Origin of the sequence: Caballeronia mineralivorans PML1(12) (genome assembly GCF_001028175.1) — a bacterium.
GTDB classification, from domain to species: domain Bacteria; phylum Pseudomonadota; class Gammaproteobacteria; order Burkholderiales; family Burkholderiaceae; genus Caballeronia; species Caballeronia mineralivorans.
In genome coordinates this window covers 23,961-40,854 of record NZ_AEJF01000021.1, presented here as the reverse complement: position 1 = coordinate 40,854, position 16,894 = coordinate 23,961, and the positions used below count along the sequence as shown (strand labels likewise).

Here is a 16,894-nt window from a genome sequence, read left to right as displayed (position 1 = left end):
TGCAGGGCACTGACCGATATAACGCAATGCTCGCGCATCCCGCTGACCTGTTCAGGCTCACAGTATTGTCAATTTTTGCAAAGTCAAACCAGCCGCACACCTATTTCCGGGTCTGAACTCCTTGCTGAGTACGGCTTTGCAATTATCCCATTTTGGGATATACTACCAGCCATGCACATAATTTCGAAGCCACCGCTCATAGCGTTCTGGACGAAGCACCCGGACGCGAAGTCGCCGCTACAGGCTTGGCTCAGAGTCATGCAAAACAAGGATTTCGTCGACTTCAATGACGTGAAGGCGACGTTCGGAGCTGCTGACTATGTGAAGCCGCATACGGTCTTTGATATCGGCGGCAACAAGTATCGACTGATTACCGCGATCCACTACAACGTCCACAAGGTGTACGTACGGCACGTTTTGACCCATGCCGAGTACGACACCGGTAAATGGAGAAAGCAATGATTGACACAGCCGAACGTCTCCCCGCGCCGAAAGCCATCCTGCAAGCGTGGGCGCCGTTTAAGAAACTGATCGGAGTAACGTCCGTGCGCACCGAGGCGGACTATGTAAAAGCAATGGCGCTGATCGACGAGCTGCTGGATGAAGTTGGCGACGACGAAGCTCATCCCCTCGCCGAGGTGCTCGACCTCATCTCTACTCAGGCGAAAGCATATGAGTACGAGCACGTGCAGATCCCTGAATCCGAGCCACGTGAAGTGCTGCGGTTCCTGATGGATCAGCATGACCTCAAGCAAGGAGATCTCGCAGACGTGGCGCCTCAGAACCGGATCTCCGAGATCCTCAACGGCACGCGCCCCATCAGCAAAGAGATCGCTAAGGGTCTCGCCAAGCGTTTTCACGTGCACGCGGATCTTTTCCTATGAAGCGCCGAATTCGGGATAACGACGTCGCAAAGGCCGTAGCGCAGAAGATCGCGCACACAGGATGGCTCGGCCGGATGAAAGGCCAGCCGATTACATCGACATCGTGAGCGTTGCATTGAATGGCGACGCTCCGGGACTGGGGAAACGGAAGCGGGCACAGAACAAATCGACGAAGCCAAGCTGCTTCGCGATCCTGACGCAAAGGCCGCGCGCTTGCTGCAACTATACGAGCCGCACGTTGCGCCGCTCACCGCCTTTGTAGAGGAACTGCGCTTGGAGTTACCCGATGCCGCCATTCCCTACTTTGATCCTTGGGACGGTGGCGTCGAAAAATGGAACTTCGAGAAATGCGCGATGCGGCTCAGTACGTCCACAGACAGATCGCCATCGAGGTTGGCATCGATGTAGGCGAGAACAGCGTCGAATCGCCTTGCGTAGGCGGCCGGAGCAACAGCGTCAGTTTGCATGGTCTGGATCGTGCGGATTTCCGTCATGGTCGCCCATCGTTGGACGGCATACCTAGCCACGCTTGCTCGATTCTGCCATTGGAGCTTTCTATCACCCTCTCTCGGTTAACAACGCCTTCTGGCAGCATGGCGCCTGGCGGGGTGCCGGATTGACGGACCACTTAAGCGGACGACCTGCCATACCGAGCCTGCACCTCAATGACCAGCACCTGAGCATAGTCGACGTTCGAATGTTCACCTGAGAGTGTTGGCGAACGGCCGCAACTGGCCCCGCACGCAGCCTTTCGCAACCGGCACAAGACGGGCCAATCTGAGCATCCGGCCGATCCAACTAAATCGCGTCGCAAATCCGGCAAATCTCACGAATTCGGATCCGCGTCGTCTGGCGCATTGCCGAATTCGTCAGCAAGCCACTGATTAGGCTGGATGGCCGGTCTCAACAATTCCGTTCCCCTGCATTTCGCAGCTTCGACTTCAGTGCACGCGAGAGCACGTTGACGTCGCTTGGCGTACGTGGACGCCGTCGTGTCCGGCGGGCTGCCGGCAGCCGGGCCCGGCTAACGCAAGGCGCGTGCGGAGCAACGGTATGGCGGCGATTATCGCGACGTTCGCGATGCCGGTTTATCCGCAACAGGTGGCGAAGCGGCATAGGCTGGACGCGGTGACAGCGCTTTATCGCGCCGCTCAATATGCGGAAAACGCGCGAACGGCGTCGAGCGATGACGCGGTCTTCAGGCTGCACAGCGGTTTCGACCAGGCGCCCGCGTTGGGTACAGCAATTTACGTGTTGCGGATGCTCGGCGAATCGGAGCAGAACGGCGGGTATTCGATCGAAGTGGAGCCGGCCGACGCCGCGGACGCGTGCGGCATTTTTTCTCTGGGCGCAACTGGCGTCAGGTCGAATCGACTGGTGGAAAAGCCGGAGAAATTCACGCCGCCAAAAGTGGCGGCGTGCTGGAGCGGCAAATGACCAAACGCCACGAACTAACCAGTCAGATATCCGGATCGAGCGCAACGTCGGCTGACGACGATTTGTCCGGACTCGACTTCATCTGTTGCCACACGCGATACGCCTCCCAGCCCAGCAAGCCCAGACCGCCCCACTTGAGCAGGGGTTTCGCGCTCGCGAGCAGGCGCGAGCGCACGGGCTTGGCGAGCACGAGCGAAGCGAGGGAGCTGACAACAGGGTATTGCTTGAGCAGCAGGCCCAGTCCGCTGGCGCTATTGAACACGCCGCTCAGCCCGCTCATGAACCCGCTGCCACCCGATGCCCGGCCGCGCTTGCGACGCCCCGGCATCAGCAAATTCAGGACGCTGAAATGCGAGACCTTGTAGCGCAGATCGGCGCTGGCCTGCGCGAGTTCCATGCGCTCGACATCCGCCCGCGCGATCAGCAGTTCCTTGCGCAACGCGCGCATGTGGGGCGTGCTCAGCTTGTGCGCGGTCGCTCGCTTCTGAGCTTTGAAGGTGTCGTCGTAGTGACTCATGGCGTGGCGGGCTCTTGGAAAGTCGTCGATGAATACGGTTGTGTCGAACTGCACGGGCATCGTCACGAAGCGAGCCCGCAGCGCGCATCAGTCGCGTCAGTTGAACGTGTCGCGGTCCTTCTTGAATTCGGCGAGCGTGCTGTCGAAGACATTGGGCGCGTTGGCCAGTCCGGCACGCGCGCGAATGGCGCACAGCACGGCGACCAGCACATACGCGAGCGTGATCGCCGCGAGCGATTGCCACCGGTACGTATCCCAGAACGCGATTGCGATCAGCACCGTGAGCGTGATCAGCGCCATCATGGTGAGCATCATTGCCGCAAGGCCTAAGAAGAGCACGCCGATCAGCCGCTCCTTTTCCTCCGCGAGTTCGATGCCGATCAGTTCCAGACGCGTCTCGAAGATGGCGAACACGGAACTGACAATGCGGCGCAACGGCCCTTGCGTATCGTGCTGAGATTGCCTTTCTTTCGTCATGGCTTGAGCGCGAGGAGCGCGTTATTTTTGGCGCGATGGTTTCCGGCCGGGTCGCGTAGCCGCCCCGGCCGGTCTTTTAAGCTTAAGCGCCGGACAGGAAAACTCCGGCGGCTCCAGGCGCTCGGGGGTTTCACCGGCGGGTGCCGCATGCAACAGCGCGGCACCCACTCAGCAAACCCGGCGCCCGGGACTGGCGAGGATTAACGGCGATTGATCAACAAGCCGACAACGACCCCTAGACCTGCGGCAATCCCGATCGATGCCCATGGGCGTTCGTGCACGAAGTCGTCGGTGGCACGCGCGGCTTTTTTGCCTTTTTCGATCACCACGACTTGTGCGTCGGCAGCCTTCTCCTTCGCTTGTTTCAAGCGGGTCAGAGCGGTCTCGCGCAACTCGGATGCACGCTCGCCAGTGGCGCTTGCGGCCTGTTTCAACAGGTCTTCGGCGTCTGCGAGAACGGTTTTGATATCCGACATGAATCGCTCCTTATTGATTTCTGACATTGATGGCTCCACACGGGTGAGGCTACGCCAATCGTACCAAAGAAGCGGTCGCTAATTGGCGTCCATCCGGCCCCGAGATCAAAGCCTGCAGTTTTTGTTCCTGCCGTCGCGAATGCACGGCTGCAAACGTGCCGAGCCGGCTTGGCGAGCGGCCGATGAAACGCACGGAGTACAACGGCGCATTCAGCGAAGGCACGCCGGCCCACGAAGTTTCTGCCTAAAGCTGAAAAATTACAAAAGTGCATGACGATGTGACGGAATGTTCGTTCGTTGTGCGGGTCTAGTCCCTTATGCTTTAATTTTTGGCGCCCCAGGGCTTGGTGGCATGAATTGAACGGCCTGGCGGATACAGGAGCTGCAACACCCCTGCACCGTGTGACGAAAAACGCGGTGCATCACTTCGAGGACACACATCATGAGCTTGCGTTTAGGCGACACAGCACCCGATTTCGAACAGGATTCCAGCGTCGGCCGTATCAAGTTTCACCAATGGCTTGGCGACAGTTGGGGCGTGCTGTTTTCCCATCCGGCGGACTTCACGCCGGTCTGCACCACGGAATTGGGCCTGACCGCGAAGCTGGCAAGCGAGTTCGAGAAGCGCAATGTGAAGGCGATTGCGTTGTCGGTCGATAACGTGGAGTCGCACAAGGAGTGGATCAAGGACATCAACGAAACGCAGGCGGCGAATGTCGGTTTTCCGATTCTGGCCGACGGCGACCGCAAAGTGTCCGAGCTCTACGACATGATTCATCCGAACGCGAATGCCACGTTGACGGTGCGTTCGCTTTTTGTCATCGATGCGCAAAAGAAGGTCCGCCTGACCATTACGTATCCGGCGAGCACGGGTCGAAACTTCGATGAAATCCTGCGCGTGATCGATTCGCTGCAACTGACCGACAGCCATCAGGTCGCGACGCCGGGTAACTGGAAGCAGGGTGACGATGTCGTGATCGTGCCGTCGCTGAAGGACGAGGAGGAGATCAAGCGCAAATTCCCGAAGGGCTACAAGGCCGTACGCCCGTATCTGCGTTTGACGCCTCAACCGAACAAGTAAGCTTTTGCTCTCAGAAGACAAAAAGCCAACGCCTGAAACGCGTTGGCTTTTTGTTTGCAGTCTGACAAGACGAACAACCCAAAGACCAACAAACCACGCTCAGAAAAACGCCTGAATGCCCGTCTGCGCGCGTCCGAGAATCAACGCGTGGATGTCGTGCGTGCCTTCATACGTATTCACCACTTCCAGATTCACCAGATGCCGAGCCACGCCGAATTCGTCTGAAATGCCGTTGCCGCCGAGCATGTCACGCGCCAGCCGCGCGATATCCAGCGCCTTGCCGCACGAATTGCGTTTCATGATCGACGTGATTTCGACGGCCGCCGTGCCTTCGTCCTTCATACGGCCCAGACGCAGAACACCTTGCAGCCCAAGCGTGATTTCCGTCTGCATGTCGGCGAGTTTCTTTTGAATCAACTGGTTAGCGGCAAGGGGCCGGCCGAACTGCTTGCGATCCAGCGTGTATTGCCGCGCCATATGCCAGCAGGCTTCCGCCGCGCCGAGCGCGCCCCAGGCAATGCCGTAACGCGCCGAATTCAGGCAAGTGAACGGGCCTTTGAGACCGCTCACGTTCGGCATCAGGTTTTCTTCGGGCACGAAAACCTCGTCCATCACGATCTCGCCGGTAATCGATGCCCGCAAGCCGACCTTGCCGTGGATCGCGGGCGCGCTCAGGCCCTTCCAGCCTTTCTCCAGGATGAAGCCGCGAATCAGATCGCGACCGTCTTCTTCCAGCTTCGCCCACACCACAAACACATCGGCGATAGGCGAATTCGAGATCCACATCTTCTGGCCGGAGATCGAAAAACCGCCGTCCACCTTTTTGGCGCGCGTCGTCATGCTGGCCGGATCGGAGCCGGCGTTCGGTTCGGTGAGCCCGAAGCAGCCGATCCACTCGCCGGTCGCCAGTTTCGGCAGGTACTTTTGCTTTTGCGCCTCGGTGCCGAATGCGTTGATCGGCACCATCACGAGCGACGACTGCACCGACATCATCGACCGGTAGCCCGAATCCACGCGCTCGACCTCGCGCGCGATCAGGCCATAGCTGACGTAGTTGAGACCGGGGCCGCCGTACTGTTCGGGAATGGTCGGACCGAGCAGGCCGAGTTCACCCATTTCACGGAAGATCGCCACGTCCGTGTGTTCGTTACGGAACGCGTCGAGCACGCGCGGCTGCAGCTTGTCCTGCGCGTAAGCGTGCGCGGCGTCGCGGATCATGCGTTCTTCGTTGCTGAGTTGCTGGTCGAGCAGCAACGGATCTTCCCAACTGAAGCGGGCGTCATCGGCCATGTTGTTTCTCCTGTTTCCTCGATTCCTGATGTTCGGACTTGACTGATGTTCCGCTAAGCGGAACAATGTTTTGCAAATGAACACCGAGTCTAGCATCCGATGCCAATAACTTCCATCCGGAATTCCGAGTCGCCGAAGCCGTCCGATTCTTTAGAAGAAATCGATGAGCGCAAGTTTGTTGTCGCGCTCGCCCGCGGCCTGGAATTGCTGCGGGCGTTTCGTCCAGGCGAGACCTTGCTGGGCAATCGCGATTTCGTCGATAGAACCGGTCTGCCCAAAGCCACGGTCAACCGTCTTGCCTACACGCTGACCACGCTCGGCTATCTGCGTTTTGACGAACCGGCTGGCAAATACGCGCTCGATACGGGCGTGTTGTCGCTGGGCTTCGCGTTGCTCGCCGGGGCCGATGCGCTGGAGCTCGCGCGCCCGCACATGCGGGTGCTGGCGCGGGAAATCGGGGCAGCGGTGTCGCTGGGATGCCGCGACGGGCTCGACATGATCTATCTGGAAACCATTCGCAGCGAGACGGCGCTGACGCTGGGCCTTGCTCCTGGTTCGCGGCTTTCCATGCTGACCAGTTCGATGGGGCGCGCGTACCTGGCGGTTCAGGAGCCGGAGCAGCGCGCGGCGTTGCTCGAAGAACTCGGCGCGGCGGCGGTGAAAAATGGCGAAGACGGCGCGCGCCTGGTGAAAGCGGCGCAGGAGGCAATCGACGATTACGCGCGCGATGGCTGTTGTTATTCGTTTCGCGACTGGCACGCCGACGTGAACGCGATCGCCGCGCCCTTGCGCGATGTCCGCAACGGGCGATGGCTGGTATTGAGCAGCAGCGGGCCGGCATCGTCGATGGACGAGAGCTATTTTCGCAACATCGTCGGGCCAAAGCTACGGGCGCTGGCGGCGCGATTGGCGTAAAGCAGCCCCGATTAAGCGCGAATCTGAGCCCTCACTAATTAAATCGGGTCGAAAACCATCAAAACGTGATTTAGAAATAACATCCCAAAACAGTGGCTCTTAGAACATAATTCGATGAAACAGCCGCAGGGAGACTAAAAAATGACCGGGTTCTCGCTGGACGCAACGGATTGCCGTATTTTGTCGGTGCTGCAAGAGGATGGACGTATCAGCAACCTCGATCTGGCGGAGCGGATTTCGCTCTCGCCGTCAGCCTGTCTGCGCCGCATGCGGCTGCTCGAGGAAGAAGGGGTGATCGCAAGCTATCGCGCATGCCTGGACCGGGAGCGGCTTGGCGTCGAGCTGGAGGCGTTCGTCCATGTGTCGATGCGCAACGACCAGGAAAACTGGCACGAGAAATTCGCGGCAGCCGTGCGTGAATGGCCGGAAGTCGTGGGCGCATTCGTTGTGACTGGCGACACCCACTACGTGCTGCGCGTGCTCGCACACAATCTCAAGCACTACTCTGACTTCATCCTGAGCAAGCTGTACAAGGCGCCGGGTGTCATCGACATCCGCTCGAACATCGTGCTTCAAACCATGAAGGACGAAGCGGGCGTGCCGGTCGCCTTGATCGACCGAACGGGCTGAGTCGTCTCAACCCGAACGCGCAGTCAAGTCCTTTACAGCGATCCAAGCGTATGAAATTGCCCCGCCTGAAACACGAGCGGGGCGATCTGCGCTGCGTCCTCGTGCACGCCGCATCGCTCCACCTGACCCACGAAGATCACGTGATCGCCTTCCTGATAGCGGCTGCGGTTGTGGCATTCGAACCACGCGAGTGCGCCGTCGAGCACGGGCATGCCGGTGTCGCTCGCTGCGTGTGACACACCGGCAAAACGGTCGCCCTTGACTGTGGCGAAACGCTTGCAAAGATCGACTTGCGTCGCCGCGAGCACGTTGACCACGTAGTGGCTATTGGCCTGGAATACCGGCATCGATGCGGATTTGGTCGCAAGGCTCCACAACACGAGCGGCGGATCGAGTGAAACGGAGTTGAACGAACTGGCGGTAATGCCGATCAACTGGCCGGATTCGGCGCGCGTGGTGATGACGGTGACGCCGGTGGCAAACTGGCTGAGCGCGTCGCGGAATGCAGCGACGTCGAAATTCGGTGGATTAGCGCGTTTCATCGGGATGGGTTCAGGTTCGACGGTATCGGCGAAATCCAGGCGGCGAACAATGGGAATTAATAAGCCGAATGAAGTTTTCGAAGTCATCGGAGGATTGGCGATTGTTGCGATTCTAGCGGAATCGGTTTGTTCGCCACTGTGCTAAAGGCCGTACAGGCAACGCGGACACACGAAAACCAGTAAGCTGGAAGGGTTGATTCACAGGGGTTCCGCCGCATCTCATTGCTCTCGCGGAACACGAACCAGGAGCCAGCATGACGCAACGTGACGAGCAGGCAAAGCGCGAAACCGCCACCATTGGCGGTGGATGTTTTTGGTGTACCGAAGCCGTGTTTCTTGGCGTGGAAGGGGTGTTGTCGGTGGAATCGGGCTACGCCGGCGGCAAGGTGAAGGATCCATCGTACGAACAAGTGTGCGACGGCACGACCGGGCATGCCGAAGTCATCAAGGTGGAATTCGATCCGTCGGTGATCGGGTATCGAGAAGTGCTGGAGATTTTCTTCGCCACGCACGACCCAACGCAGCTCAACCGGCAAGGCAATGACGTCGGAACGCAATACCGGTCGTCCGTCTTCACGCATTCCGACGAGCAACGGAAGATCGCGCTGGAAGTGATCGATGAACTGCAGAAAGAAGGCATTTTCGACGGCAAGATCGTCACCGAAGTCACGCCGTTGAACGGCAATTATTTTCCGGCCGAGGACTATCACCAGAACTACTTCGAGCAGCATCCGAACCAGGGATATTGCGCGTTTGTGGTCGCGCCGAAGGTGGCGAAGTTCAGGCAGAAGTTCGCTCATCGGCTGAAACGCTGAGTGTTTTCGATGGGACGTAGAGCAAGACGGGCCTCGCGGAATCGAAGCCCGTTTTTTTATTCCTGGGGCAGCAATGCAGCCATGTTTCGCGCGATCTTGAAGCACGTCAGCGGCGCCGAGCCCTCTGCCTTGTTGTTGACCGCGATCACCACCGGTTGCCCCGCAAGCGCGTAGCGCAAGGCGAGTTCGGCGAGTGCTTCGTGTGTATCCGGGTCGTCATCGACGAGTTTATCGAACGGCTCGTACTTCGCTTTTGCCTGCTCGTATTTGAAGCCGCCATGCAGGCTCCAGCGCACGATCAGCGGCCCGAGCCCACCTTCGTCGAGTAGCGCGAGCGCCTTTGCCTGACGCCGCGGGTCGGGCATGCGTGCGTGGATTCCGACGCAATAGCGGACCTTCGCGTCGCGCAGCACGCGGATGAAACGTGGCGTCAGCATGATGGCATCGCGTAATTCGACGGCGTAGCAGCTCTCGCCCGGCAGCAGCGGCAAGGCTTTCAGGAACTCGGAGAGGCGATCGAGGAACGCGGTCGGATCGACGACCATTGCGTCCGGCAACGGCGGAATCTGGAACACGAGCGCGCCGGCTTTTTCGCCCAGGCCGGCCATGCACGGCTGCACGAATTCATCGATGGCAATGCGCGCGTCGAGGAACGCGGGGTTGTCGCCCGCGGGAGCGCCTTTGTCGCCGCGGACGGTGGCATCGGTGACGGAGGCCGGCGCTTTGACGATGAACCGGAAATGCGCCGGCACCTGGTTGGCATAGCGCGCATAGTCAGCCACCGATAACGGCCCGTAGAACGAACGGTCTATCGAGACGCAGCGCAACAACGGATGCGCGCCGAGTGCTTTGAGGCCATCGCGGGAAAGCTTGGCGGAGGAGTACTCGTCGCCGTAGACAATGTCACGCCAGCCGGGAAACGACCACGTCGATGTCCCGAGATGAACGGTCGAGGGAAGACGTTCGGCGAGCGCCTGAAGTTCGGGTGCGGCGAGTGCGGGCAGAACGCCGCCGGGTGTTTTTGTGCGGGCCGCAGGTGCTTTGGCGGGTTTTGTTTCTATCGCTTGCGGTGCTTCTAGCGCGCCGAACAAGTCGACCTGCTGCGTAGGCGGAGCCTCGCCGTAAGGGGGCTTTTGCCGCGGTCGCAGTTCAGCACCCGCGTCCAGTTCATCACCGGACGCGGGTTGATCGGAAGCGGCGGAATCAGGCGTTGAACTCAGAGTGCTTTGTCGTAGATATACCGGCGCGACCACGGCAGCGTTTTCGCGCTGCGCCCGGCCTTGCGGCAGACGATCTGATAAATCGACACATCGTCATTTTCAAACGCGTATGCACAACCCGCGAGATACACGCGCCAGATGCGGAATTTTTCATCGTCGACGAGCGTCTTTGCCTGCTCCGAATTCGCCTCGAAATTCTCCGCCCAGATGTCGAGCGTGCGGGCGTAGTGACGGCGCAGGCTTTCCACATCGACCGCTTCCAGGCCGCCTTCCTGCAGCGCTTCGAGCGCGAGCCCGATGTGCGGCAGTTCACCGTCCGGGAACACATATCGGTCGATGAACTCGCCGCCGCCCAGCGCCGTTTCGCCGCTGTTGAAGTCGGTCGATGTGATGCCGTGGTTCATCGCGATGCCGTCGTCGACCAGCAGTTCGCGCACCTTGGCAAAGTAGCCGGGCAGGTTCTTCCGGCCCACATGCTCGAACATGCCGACGCTCGTGATCCGGTCGAACTGGCCTTGCACGTCGCGGTAATCCTGCAAGCGGATTTCGATCTGGCCTTCTAGCCCGGCGTCTTTCACGCGCTTCGTGGCAAGATCGAACTGGTTCTGCGAGAGCGTGACGCCCACGCATTTGGCGCCGAATTTCTGTGCTGCGCGCAAGACGAGCGCACCCCAGCCGCAGCCGATGTCGAGCAGACGCTGGCCCGGTTGCAACTGGATCTTCGTAAGAATGTGGTCGATCTTCTTGATCTGCGCGGTGGCAAGATCTTCATCGCCGTTTTCGAAATACGCGCACGAGTAGACCATGTTCTGGTCGAGCCACAGCTCGTAGAACTCGTTCGACACATCGTAGTGGTACTGAATGGCCTTCTTGTCCGACGCTTTCGTGTGGTTGAAGTAACGTCGCACCCGCGCCAGCTTGCCCGCGCTCGTGACCGTGTTCTTGGCCAGCCCGTAGCTAATGTTGATGATGTCCGACAGCTTGCCTTCAATGTCGATCTTGCCTTTCACATAGGCTTCACCGAGGTTGTCGAGACTCGGTTCGAGCAGATAGGGCAGAGCGGTCGCGCTCTTCACATGCAGCGTGACTTGCGGCGCCGCGAAACTTCCGAAGTCATGTTGCTGCCCATCCCACAGCACCAGCCGGGCGGGCAGGTTTGCCCGGTCCCGAATGTCCTGCACCCACTGCGTCAGCTTTTTCTCCCAAAACATGCTCGTTCTCCGCGCTCAGATGAAAATGAAGCTAAACCGGGTCGATTGCACTGCACGTTTCCACATTGTTCGCGATGCCTTTCTCCTTCCTCCTTCGTCGCCGGGACACGCCGCAACGAGACGCGATTTAACGCGGGTCCGGTCAATGCGGGTTCATCAGGAACCCGGCGAAGGTCGAAGTCTTGCTAAGGCTTAAGGCGATAAACGGACGATTTGCCATTGCTGGCCGTTACCGCCACGCGTATGTGCAGCACGTTTATAGACGACACGGTCATGCAACCGTGACGGTCGGCCCTGCCAGAATTCGATGGTGTCGGGAACGAGCCGGTAGCCGCCCCAATGTGGCGGACGCGGCGGGTTGTCACCGTATTTCGCAATCAATTCGCGCTCGCGGGCTTCAAGCACTTCGCGGCTCTCGATCACTTCACTTTGCTCCGACGCCCACGCGCCTATTCGCGATCCAAGCGGGCGCGACGCGAAATACGCATCGCTTTCTTCCGGACTTGTCTTGACGACGGAGCCCTCGATACGCACCTGGCGCTCGAGTTCGATCCAGTAAAACAGCAGACTCGCGGCGGGGTTGCTCGCGAGTTCGTGACCTTTGCGGCTGAGGTAGTTCGTGAAGAACACGAAGCCTCGGTCGTCGACACCCTTGATCAGCACGATGCGTGCCGAAGGGCGGCCGCGCTCGTCGACCGTGGCGAGTGTCATGGTGTTCGGTTCGGGTAATTGTGCGTCGAGCGCCTGCGCAAACCAGGTTTCGAATTGCCGAATCGGATTCGGATCCACGTCGGATGTGTCGAGCGATCCGACGGAATAATTCTTTCGAAGATCAGCGAGGGTCGTCATTTTTTATGCAAACGCTTCAGTCGCATTAGTATAGCCAACGTCGTCAAATTCCGCGCTTTACCGCCAATGTCCCTTTGACCTTCAGTGATTCAGATCAAGATCCCGGGCGGCAAAATTTGATGAGATCAAGCCAATTATTTTCATTTTGCTTTCAAAAATTGGACGGTAATCACTTACGTCCAATCTTCGATAAGGCAGAATACGCAATTCGGCGAAATCCTGCTGACATCCGCTTCTATCGTTGCGATAGCGCGTCAGTGCAGATCTGCGTCGCTCGCCGCGTGTTTGCCGCTTATTTGCCCCCTTCTTGCTTTGTTTTTGCGTGTCCCGCCTACCTCATCATGACCGCTTCTTCCGCCCCTGCCGACGCTTCGAATTTTACCCCTGCCACGCCGGAGTTTGAAGCCGCGGACCGTGCCCGGCGCTTCGGCGGCGTGGCCCGTTTGTACGGCCCCGCAGGGCTTGCCGCGTTCGAGCGCGCGCATGTCGCGGTGATCGGCATTGGCGGCGTGGGCTCGTGGGCGGTCGAAGCGCTGGCGCGCAATGCGATCGGACGCCTGACGCTGATCGATCTGGACAACGTGGCCGAAAGCAACACGAACCGCCAGGTGCACGCGCTAGATGGTAACTACGGCAAAGCCAAGGTCAGCGCGATGGCCGAGCGCATCCATCTGATCGATCCGGCCTGTCGCGTGGAGCAGGTCGAAGATTTTATCGAGCCCGCGAATTTCGAGTCGGTGCTGGGCGGCGGCTTCGATTTCGTGATCGATGCTATCGACAGCGTGCGTACGAAAACCGCGCTAATTGCGTGGTGCGTCGAGCACGCACAGCGGCTGATTACCGTTGGGGGCGCGGGTGGGCAACTCGATCCGACGCGGATTCGCATCGACGACCTCGCGCTCACGATCCAGGACCCGCTGCTCTCGAAGGTGCGCGGGCAACTGCGCAAACTGCACGGGTTCCCGCGCGGGCCGAAATCGAAGTTCAAGGTGAGCGCGGTCTATTCCGACGAGCCGCTGATTTACCCTGAGGCACCCGTTGCCGCTATGGGTGATACCGGTGATACCGGTGATACCGGCGAGGATGCCGCGCCCGGTATCACCGGACCGGTCGGACTTAACTGCGCAGGATTCGGATCGAGCGTCTGCGTCACGGCCAGCTTCGGATTCGCCGCTGCTGCTTACGTTTTAAGAGATCTCGCGAAAGGCGCTTAAACACTGACACTGCTCAAAGTAAAAAATGGCCGCTCTCAAGCGGCCATTTTATAAAGCACCTTTCCCCAATATCGATTTAATCGGTTTGAAAGGCTTTATTGCCGGGCATTATTTTATGCGTCAGTTTATTGCCGCGCTCAGTTTGCGACGCCATTGCGAAACTACTTCCGGCTGATGCGCGGCGAGGCCGAACACCGACAGCATGGTTTTACGGCCCACATCGTCCATGAACGAGCGGTCGCGCGTCACGATCGCAAACAGATGCTCCAGCGCGCCGTTGTAATCGCGGCCGGCGATCAGCCGGTTGGCCAGCGCAAAACGCGCTTCCAGGTCGTCGGGATTGGCGTTCACGGCGTCGATCAGCGCGTCGGCAGGCGGCAGGCTTGCGGCCGCATCGGCGGCGTCCAGCTCCGTTTTTAGTGCGTTATAGCGGGCGTCGATACCTTGCGTGGTTTTCGGCGACAGCAGTTTGTCTTCGGCGCGCGCTTCGTCCGTTCGGCCGGCCGCGAGCAGCCACTCGATCAGGTCCAGCCGGGCCTCGTCGTAACCGGGATCGAGCGCCAGCGTGGCCTTGATATGGCCGATGGCCAGATCGGTGTCGCCAGCCTCGTACGCCACATGCGCCGCGCGCCGTTCGGCTTCCGCGCCATCGGGCACGAGCTTGTCAATGAACTCACGCAACTGGCCTTCCGACAACACGCCGATAAATTGATCCACGGCACGGCCGTCCGCGAACGCGACCACGTGCGGAATGCTGCGCACCTGGAAGTGCTGCGCCAGCTCCGGATTCTCATCCACATTCACCTTCACCAGCTTCCACTTGCCCGCGCCTTCCGCCTCGAGCCGTTCGAGCATCGGGCCGAGCGTCTTGCAGGGACCGCACCACGGCGCCCAGAAATCGACGAGCACCGGCGCAAGCGTGGACGCGGCGATGACGTCCTGTTCGAACGTGGCGAGTGTTGTATCCATGGTGTTCCTCCAGAAACGCGTAAACGGGTGACCAATTATCTTGGGGCGGGGCGGCCGAGTTCAACCGCGCTGCATTATTCAAAGGCGCCCGCTTGATTCAGCGCTCGCCTTCGGCCCCGAGCCTCACGCTTTAAGCTTCGGGCGTATTGGCCTGACGGCGCGGCGGCGGCAACGGGATGAACTCTGTCTCGCCGGGCACCTGGCCCATGCGCTGTTCGTTCCACGCAAGTTTCGCCGCCTCGATTTTTTCCCTCGAACTCGATACGAAATTCCACTCGATGAAGCGCGGGCCGTCCAGCGGCGCGCCGCCGAGCAGCATCGCGATCGCGCCGCCCGTACTGCGCAGATCGGCTGCGACCCCTGTCTTCAGCACGGCCATCTGGCCGGCGTCCAGGGCCTCGCCGTCGATGGTGAGATCGCCTTCCAGCAGATAGACCCCGCGTTCGTCATGCTCAGTATCGAGCGTCACGGCGCTGTCCGCCGAAAACTGCGCCGCAACATAGAGGGTGGGCGAAAACGTGGTGGTCGGTGCCGTTGCGCCGAAGGCACTGCCGGCGATCACCCGCAGGTTCACGCCGTTGCGTTCGAGCTGCGGCAGCGTTGCAGCCGGATGGTGCTCGAAGGACGGCGCGCAGTCTTCTTCGGCTACGGGCAAGGCGACCCAGGTCTGGATGCCGTGCATGTTCTGCCCGGCGGCGCGTTCCTCGTGCGGTGTGCGTTCCGAATGCACGATGCCGCCGCCGGCCGTCATCCAGTTCACGTCGCCGGGCGCGATCTTCTGGACAGAGCCGACGCTGTCGCGATGCATGATCGCGCCTTCGAACAGATACGTCACGGTCGCGAGGCCGATATGCGGATGCGGGCGCACGTCGAGCCCTACACCGGGCGCGAGCGTTGCGGGACCGATGTGGTCGAAGAAAATGAACGGTCCGATCGTCCGGGCGGCCAGCGCGGGGAGTACCCGGCGCACGATGAGGCCGCCGACATCGTGCTGATGCGGCTTGAGAAACGCTTGAATTGTGGAAGACATAAGGACGTCCGGATTGCGTGCTCGGAACTGCAATTCTACTGGGCGTCGCGTGGAAGCATGCAAGCGCTATCCGGGCGGTATGCCATTCGAGCACATCCCGATCGGCCGGCCGTTCAACCGGATCATGGGGCCGCTGACAATCGGCCAACCCGAGCAGGACGCGGGCGATGGATGCGGGCGCACGTGGTGCCGCGACGCAGAACGGCCACAGCAAGCAGGTTGGCAGGTGCCTGGAAAAAGCAGAGCGGGAGTGCCTTGTCCGAATGGGCTATGGCGTGAGTTTGTACAACGCATTTGCAAAATCGGCCGCTACAGTGTCGAATTGCGTTCGATCTGATTTCGGGGCGTCCCAGCTTCGGGTCTGATCCAAAAACCCACTTTAAATAAAACTCACGGAGACGGCGATGTCGCCCAAGGATTTGTTGTCCGCGCTGATTGTGATTCTCGCCTGGGGCGTGAACTTCGTGGTGATCAAGGTGGGCCTGCACGGTGTGCCGCCCATGCTTCTTGGCGCGTTGCGCTTCACGCTGGTCGCTTTCCCGGCGGTGTTCTTCGTTAAGCGCCCGGCCATCCCGTTTCGCTGGCTGTTCGCCTACGGCGCGACCATCTCACTGGGCCAGTTCGTACTGCTTTTCTACGCCATGTCCGTTGGCATGCCTGCGGGCCTCGCGTCGCTGGTCTTGCAAGCGCAGGCGTTTTTTACGCTGATTTTCGCGGCCATGATTCTCGGTGAGGGCTTTCGTGGCCCGAACGTCGCGGGTTTGCTGATTGCGGCTTGCGGGCTTGCTGTGATCGGGGTGCAGGCCGGACACGCCATGACCGTTGCCGGGTTTCTGCTCACGCTCGCGGCGGCGGCCATGTGGGGTATGGGCAACGTGATAACGAAACGGATGGGCAAGGTCGAATTGCTGTCGCTCGTGGTGTGGGGAAGCCTGGTGCCGCCGCTGCCGTTCCTCGCGCTCTCGCTGATGCTGGAGGGGCCGGCGCGCATCTCGGCGAGCTTGTCGGATATCTCGCTCACCTCGATTCTCGCGATCGTCTATCTGGCGTTTGTCGCGACGATGCTGGGTTATACCTTGTGGGGGAAGCTGCTGGCGCGTTATCCCGCGAGTCAGGTTGCACCGTTTTCGTTGCTTGTCCCGGTCGTCGGGCTGGCTTCAGCGGCCTTGCTGCTCGATGAGGGGTTGAGCCCGGTGGAATTCGTCGGCGCGGTGCTGGTGATGGCGGGGCTGGTTGTGAATGTCTTTGGCGGATGGTTGAGGCAGCGGCTTTTATCGGCGGCCAGGTAGGGAGATAGGCCTGGGGTGGTTTCGCTCGCGCCATCCTGGTGGGAGCGA

20 protein-coding genes are annotated in these 16,894 nt (G+C 60.1%); 9 read left to right on the top strand and 11 right to left on the bottom strand.

Features of this window, described 5'->3' with window-relative positions:
* Positions 1-171 precede the first annotated feature (171 nt).
* Positions 172-462 (top strand): type II toxin-antitoxin system HigB family toxin, encoded by a 291-nt coding sequence (locus EOS_RS03340; RefSeq protein WP_047845186.1) that lies wholly within the window; start codon positions 172-174, stop codon positions 460-462.
* Positions 459-884: a helix-turn-helix domain-containing protein gene (locus tag EOS_RS03335; RefSeq protein ID WP_053063740.1), complete on the top strand. Its 426-nt coding sequence runs from the start codon at positions 459-461 to the stop codon at positions 882-884. Before EOS_RS03340 ends, EOS_RS03335 begins: the two co-directional genes overlap by 4 nt.
* Before the next feature lie 299 nt (positions 885-1,183).
* On the opposite strand, the gene EOS_RS03325 is transcribed toward EOS_RS03335, so the two are convergent.
* Complete coding sequence (locus tag EOS_RS03325; protein ID WP_047845184.1) at positions 1,184-1,378, bottom strand: helix-turn-helix transcriptional regulator; 195 nt, start codon at positions 1,376-1,378, stop codon at positions 1,184-1,186.
* A 559-nt stretch (positions 1,379-1,937) separates the two neighbouring features.
* On the opposite strand from EOS_RS03325, the gene EOS_RS03320 reads away from it, so the two are divergent.
* A complete protein-coding gene (locus EOS_RS03320) occupies positions 1,938-2,321 on the top strand; it encodes a type IV pilin protein (protein WP_047845183.1) in 384 nt (127 codons plus the stop codon).
* A 22-nt stretch (positions 2,322-2,343) separates the two neighbouring features.
* Here the strand turns inward: EOS_RS03320 and EOS_RS03315 are convergent, their stop codons facing one another.
* The 3 genes from EOS_RS03315 to EOS_RS03305 form a co-directional block, all read right to left on the bottom strand.
* On the bottom strand, positions 2,344-2,838 hold the full coding sequence (locus EOS_RS03315) for a DUF3318 domain-containing protein (protein WP_047845213.1): 495 nt from the start codon (positions 2,836-2,838) through the stop codon (positions 2,344-2,346).
* Positions 2,839-2,934: 96 nt separating this feature from the next.
* The gene (locus EOS_RS03310; protein ID WP_047845182.1) at positions 2,935-3,315 is read right to left on the bottom strand and encodes a phage holin family protein; all 381 of its coding nucleotides are present in this window, start codon (positions 3,313-3,315) and stop codon (positions 2,935-2,937) included.
* Between the two features lie 200 nt (positions 3,316-3,515).
* Positions 3,516-3,818: a DUF883 family protein gene (locus EOS_RS03305; RefSeq protein WP_047845181.1), complete on the bottom strand. Its 303-nt coding sequence runs from the start codon at positions 3,816-3,818 to the stop codon at positions 3,516-3,518.
* A 415-nt stretch (positions 3,819-4,233) separates the two neighbouring features.
* Here EOS_RS03305 and EOS_RS03300 point away from each other — a divergent pair, with 415 nt between their 5' ends.
* Positions 4,234-4,872 (top strand): peroxiredoxin, encoded by a 639-nt coding sequence (locus EOS_RS03300; RefSeq protein WP_047845180.1) that lies wholly within the window; start codon positions 4,234-4,236, stop codon positions 4,870-4,872.
* Between the two features lie 99 nt (positions 4,873-4,971).
* On the opposite strand, the gene EOS_RS03295 is transcribed toward EOS_RS03300, so the two are convergent.
* The gene (locus EOS_RS03295; RefSeq protein WP_047845179.1) at positions 4,972-6,162 is read right to left on the bottom strand and encodes an acyl-CoA dehydrogenase; all 1,191 of its coding nucleotides are present in this window, start codon (positions 6,160-6,162) and stop codon (positions 4,972-4,974) included.
* Positions 6,163-6,261: 99 nt separating this feature from the next.
* Here EOS_RS03295 and EOS_RS03290 point away from each other — a divergent pair, with 99 nt between their 5' ends.
* Both EOS_RS03290 and EOS_RS03285 read left to right on the top strand, forming a co-directional pair.
* Complete coding sequence (locus EOS_RS03290; protein WP_047845178.1) at positions 6,262-7,077, top strand: IclR family transcriptional regulator; 816 nt, start codon at positions 6,262-6,264, stop codon at positions 7,075-7,077.
* Between the two features lie 141 nt (positions 7,078-7,218).
* Positions 7,219-7,707, top strand: a complete 489-nt coding sequence (locus tag EOS_RS03285) for an Lrp/AsnC family transcriptional regulator (RefSeq protein ID WP_047845177.1) — start codon at positions 7,219-7,221, stop codon at positions 7,705-7,707.
* A 32-nt stretch (positions 7,708-7,739) separates the two neighbouring features.
* Here EOS_RS03285 and EOS_RS03280 read toward each other — a convergent pair whose 3' ends face one another.
* Positions 7,740-8,249: a flavin reductase family protein gene (locus tag EOS_RS03280; RefSeq protein ID WP_047845212.1), complete on the bottom strand. Its 510-nt coding sequence runs from the start codon at positions 8,247-8,249 to the stop codon at positions 7,740-7,742.
* Between the two features lie 254 nt (positions 8,250-8,503).
* On the opposite strand from EOS_RS03280, the gene msrA reads away from it, so the two are divergent.
* Positions 8,504-9,064 (top strand): peptide-methionine (S)-S-oxide reductase MsrA, encoded by a 561-nt coding sequence (msrA, locus tag EOS_RS03275; RefSeq protein ID WP_047845176.1) that lies wholly within the window; start codon positions 8,504-8,506, stop codon positions 9,062-9,064.
* A gap of 56 nt (positions 9,065-9,120) precedes the next feature.
* On the opposite strand, the gene EOS_RS03270 is transcribed toward msrA, so the two are convergent.
* The 3 genes from EOS_RS03270 to pdxH all read right to left on the bottom strand — a co-directional run bounded on the left by EOS_RS03270 (position 9,121) and on the right by pdxH (position 12,344).
* Complete coding sequence (locus EOS_RS03270) at positions 9,121-10,317, bottom strand: DUF72 domain-containing protein (protein WP_235442690.1); 1,197 nt, start codon at positions 10,315-10,317, stop codon at positions 9,121-9,123.
* Positions 10,281-11,495 (bottom strand): SAM-dependent methyltransferase, encoded by a 1,215-nt coding sequence (locus EOS_RS03265; RefSeq protein ID WP_047845175.1) that lies wholly within the window; start codon positions 11,493-11,495, stop codon positions 10,281-10,283. Before EOS_RS03265 ends, EOS_RS03270 begins: the two co-directional genes overlap by 37 nt.
* Before the next feature lie 192 nt (positions 11,496-11,687).
* Positions 11,688-12,344 (bottom strand): pyridoxamine 5'-phosphate oxidase, encoded by a 657-nt coding sequence (gene pdxH / locus EOS_RS03260; protein WP_047845174.1) that lies wholly within the window; start codon positions 12,342-12,344, stop codon positions 11,688-11,690.
* 341 nt (positions 12,345-12,685) lie between these two features.
* On the opposite strand from pdxH, the gene EOS_RS03255 reads away from it, so the two are divergent.
* Entirely contained in the window at positions 12,686-13,558 is an 873-nt protein-coding gene (locus tag EOS_RS03255; RefSeq protein WP_047845173.1) for a tRNA threonylcarbamoyladenosine dehydratase, read from the top strand.
* Positions 13,559-13,678: 120 nt separating this feature from the next.
* Here the strand turns inward: EOS_RS03255 and trxA are convergent, their stop codons facing one another.
* Together trxA and EOS_RS03245 are read right to left on the bottom strand one after the other, a co-directional pair.
* On the bottom strand, positions 13,679-14,527 hold the full coding sequence (trxA, locus tag EOS_RS03250; protein WP_047845172.1) for a thioredoxin: 849 nt from the start codon (positions 14,525-14,527) through the stop codon (positions 13,679-13,681).
* A 130-nt stretch (positions 14,528-14,657) separates the two neighbouring features.
* Positions 14,658-15,557: a pirin family protein gene (locus EOS_RS03245; RefSeq protein WP_047845171.1), complete on the bottom strand. Its 900-nt coding sequence runs from the start codon at positions 15,555-15,557 to the stop codon at positions 14,658-14,660.
* A 404-nt stretch (positions 15,558-15,961) separates the two neighbouring features.
* Between EOS_RS03245 and EOS_RS03235 the strand changes: the two genes are divergently transcribed.
* Entirely contained in the window at positions 15,962-16,846 is an 885-nt protein-coding gene (locus EOS_RS03235; RefSeq protein WP_047845169.1) for an EamA family transporter, read from the top strand.
* The last annotated feature ends 48 nt before the right edge of the window (positions 16,847-16,894 follow it).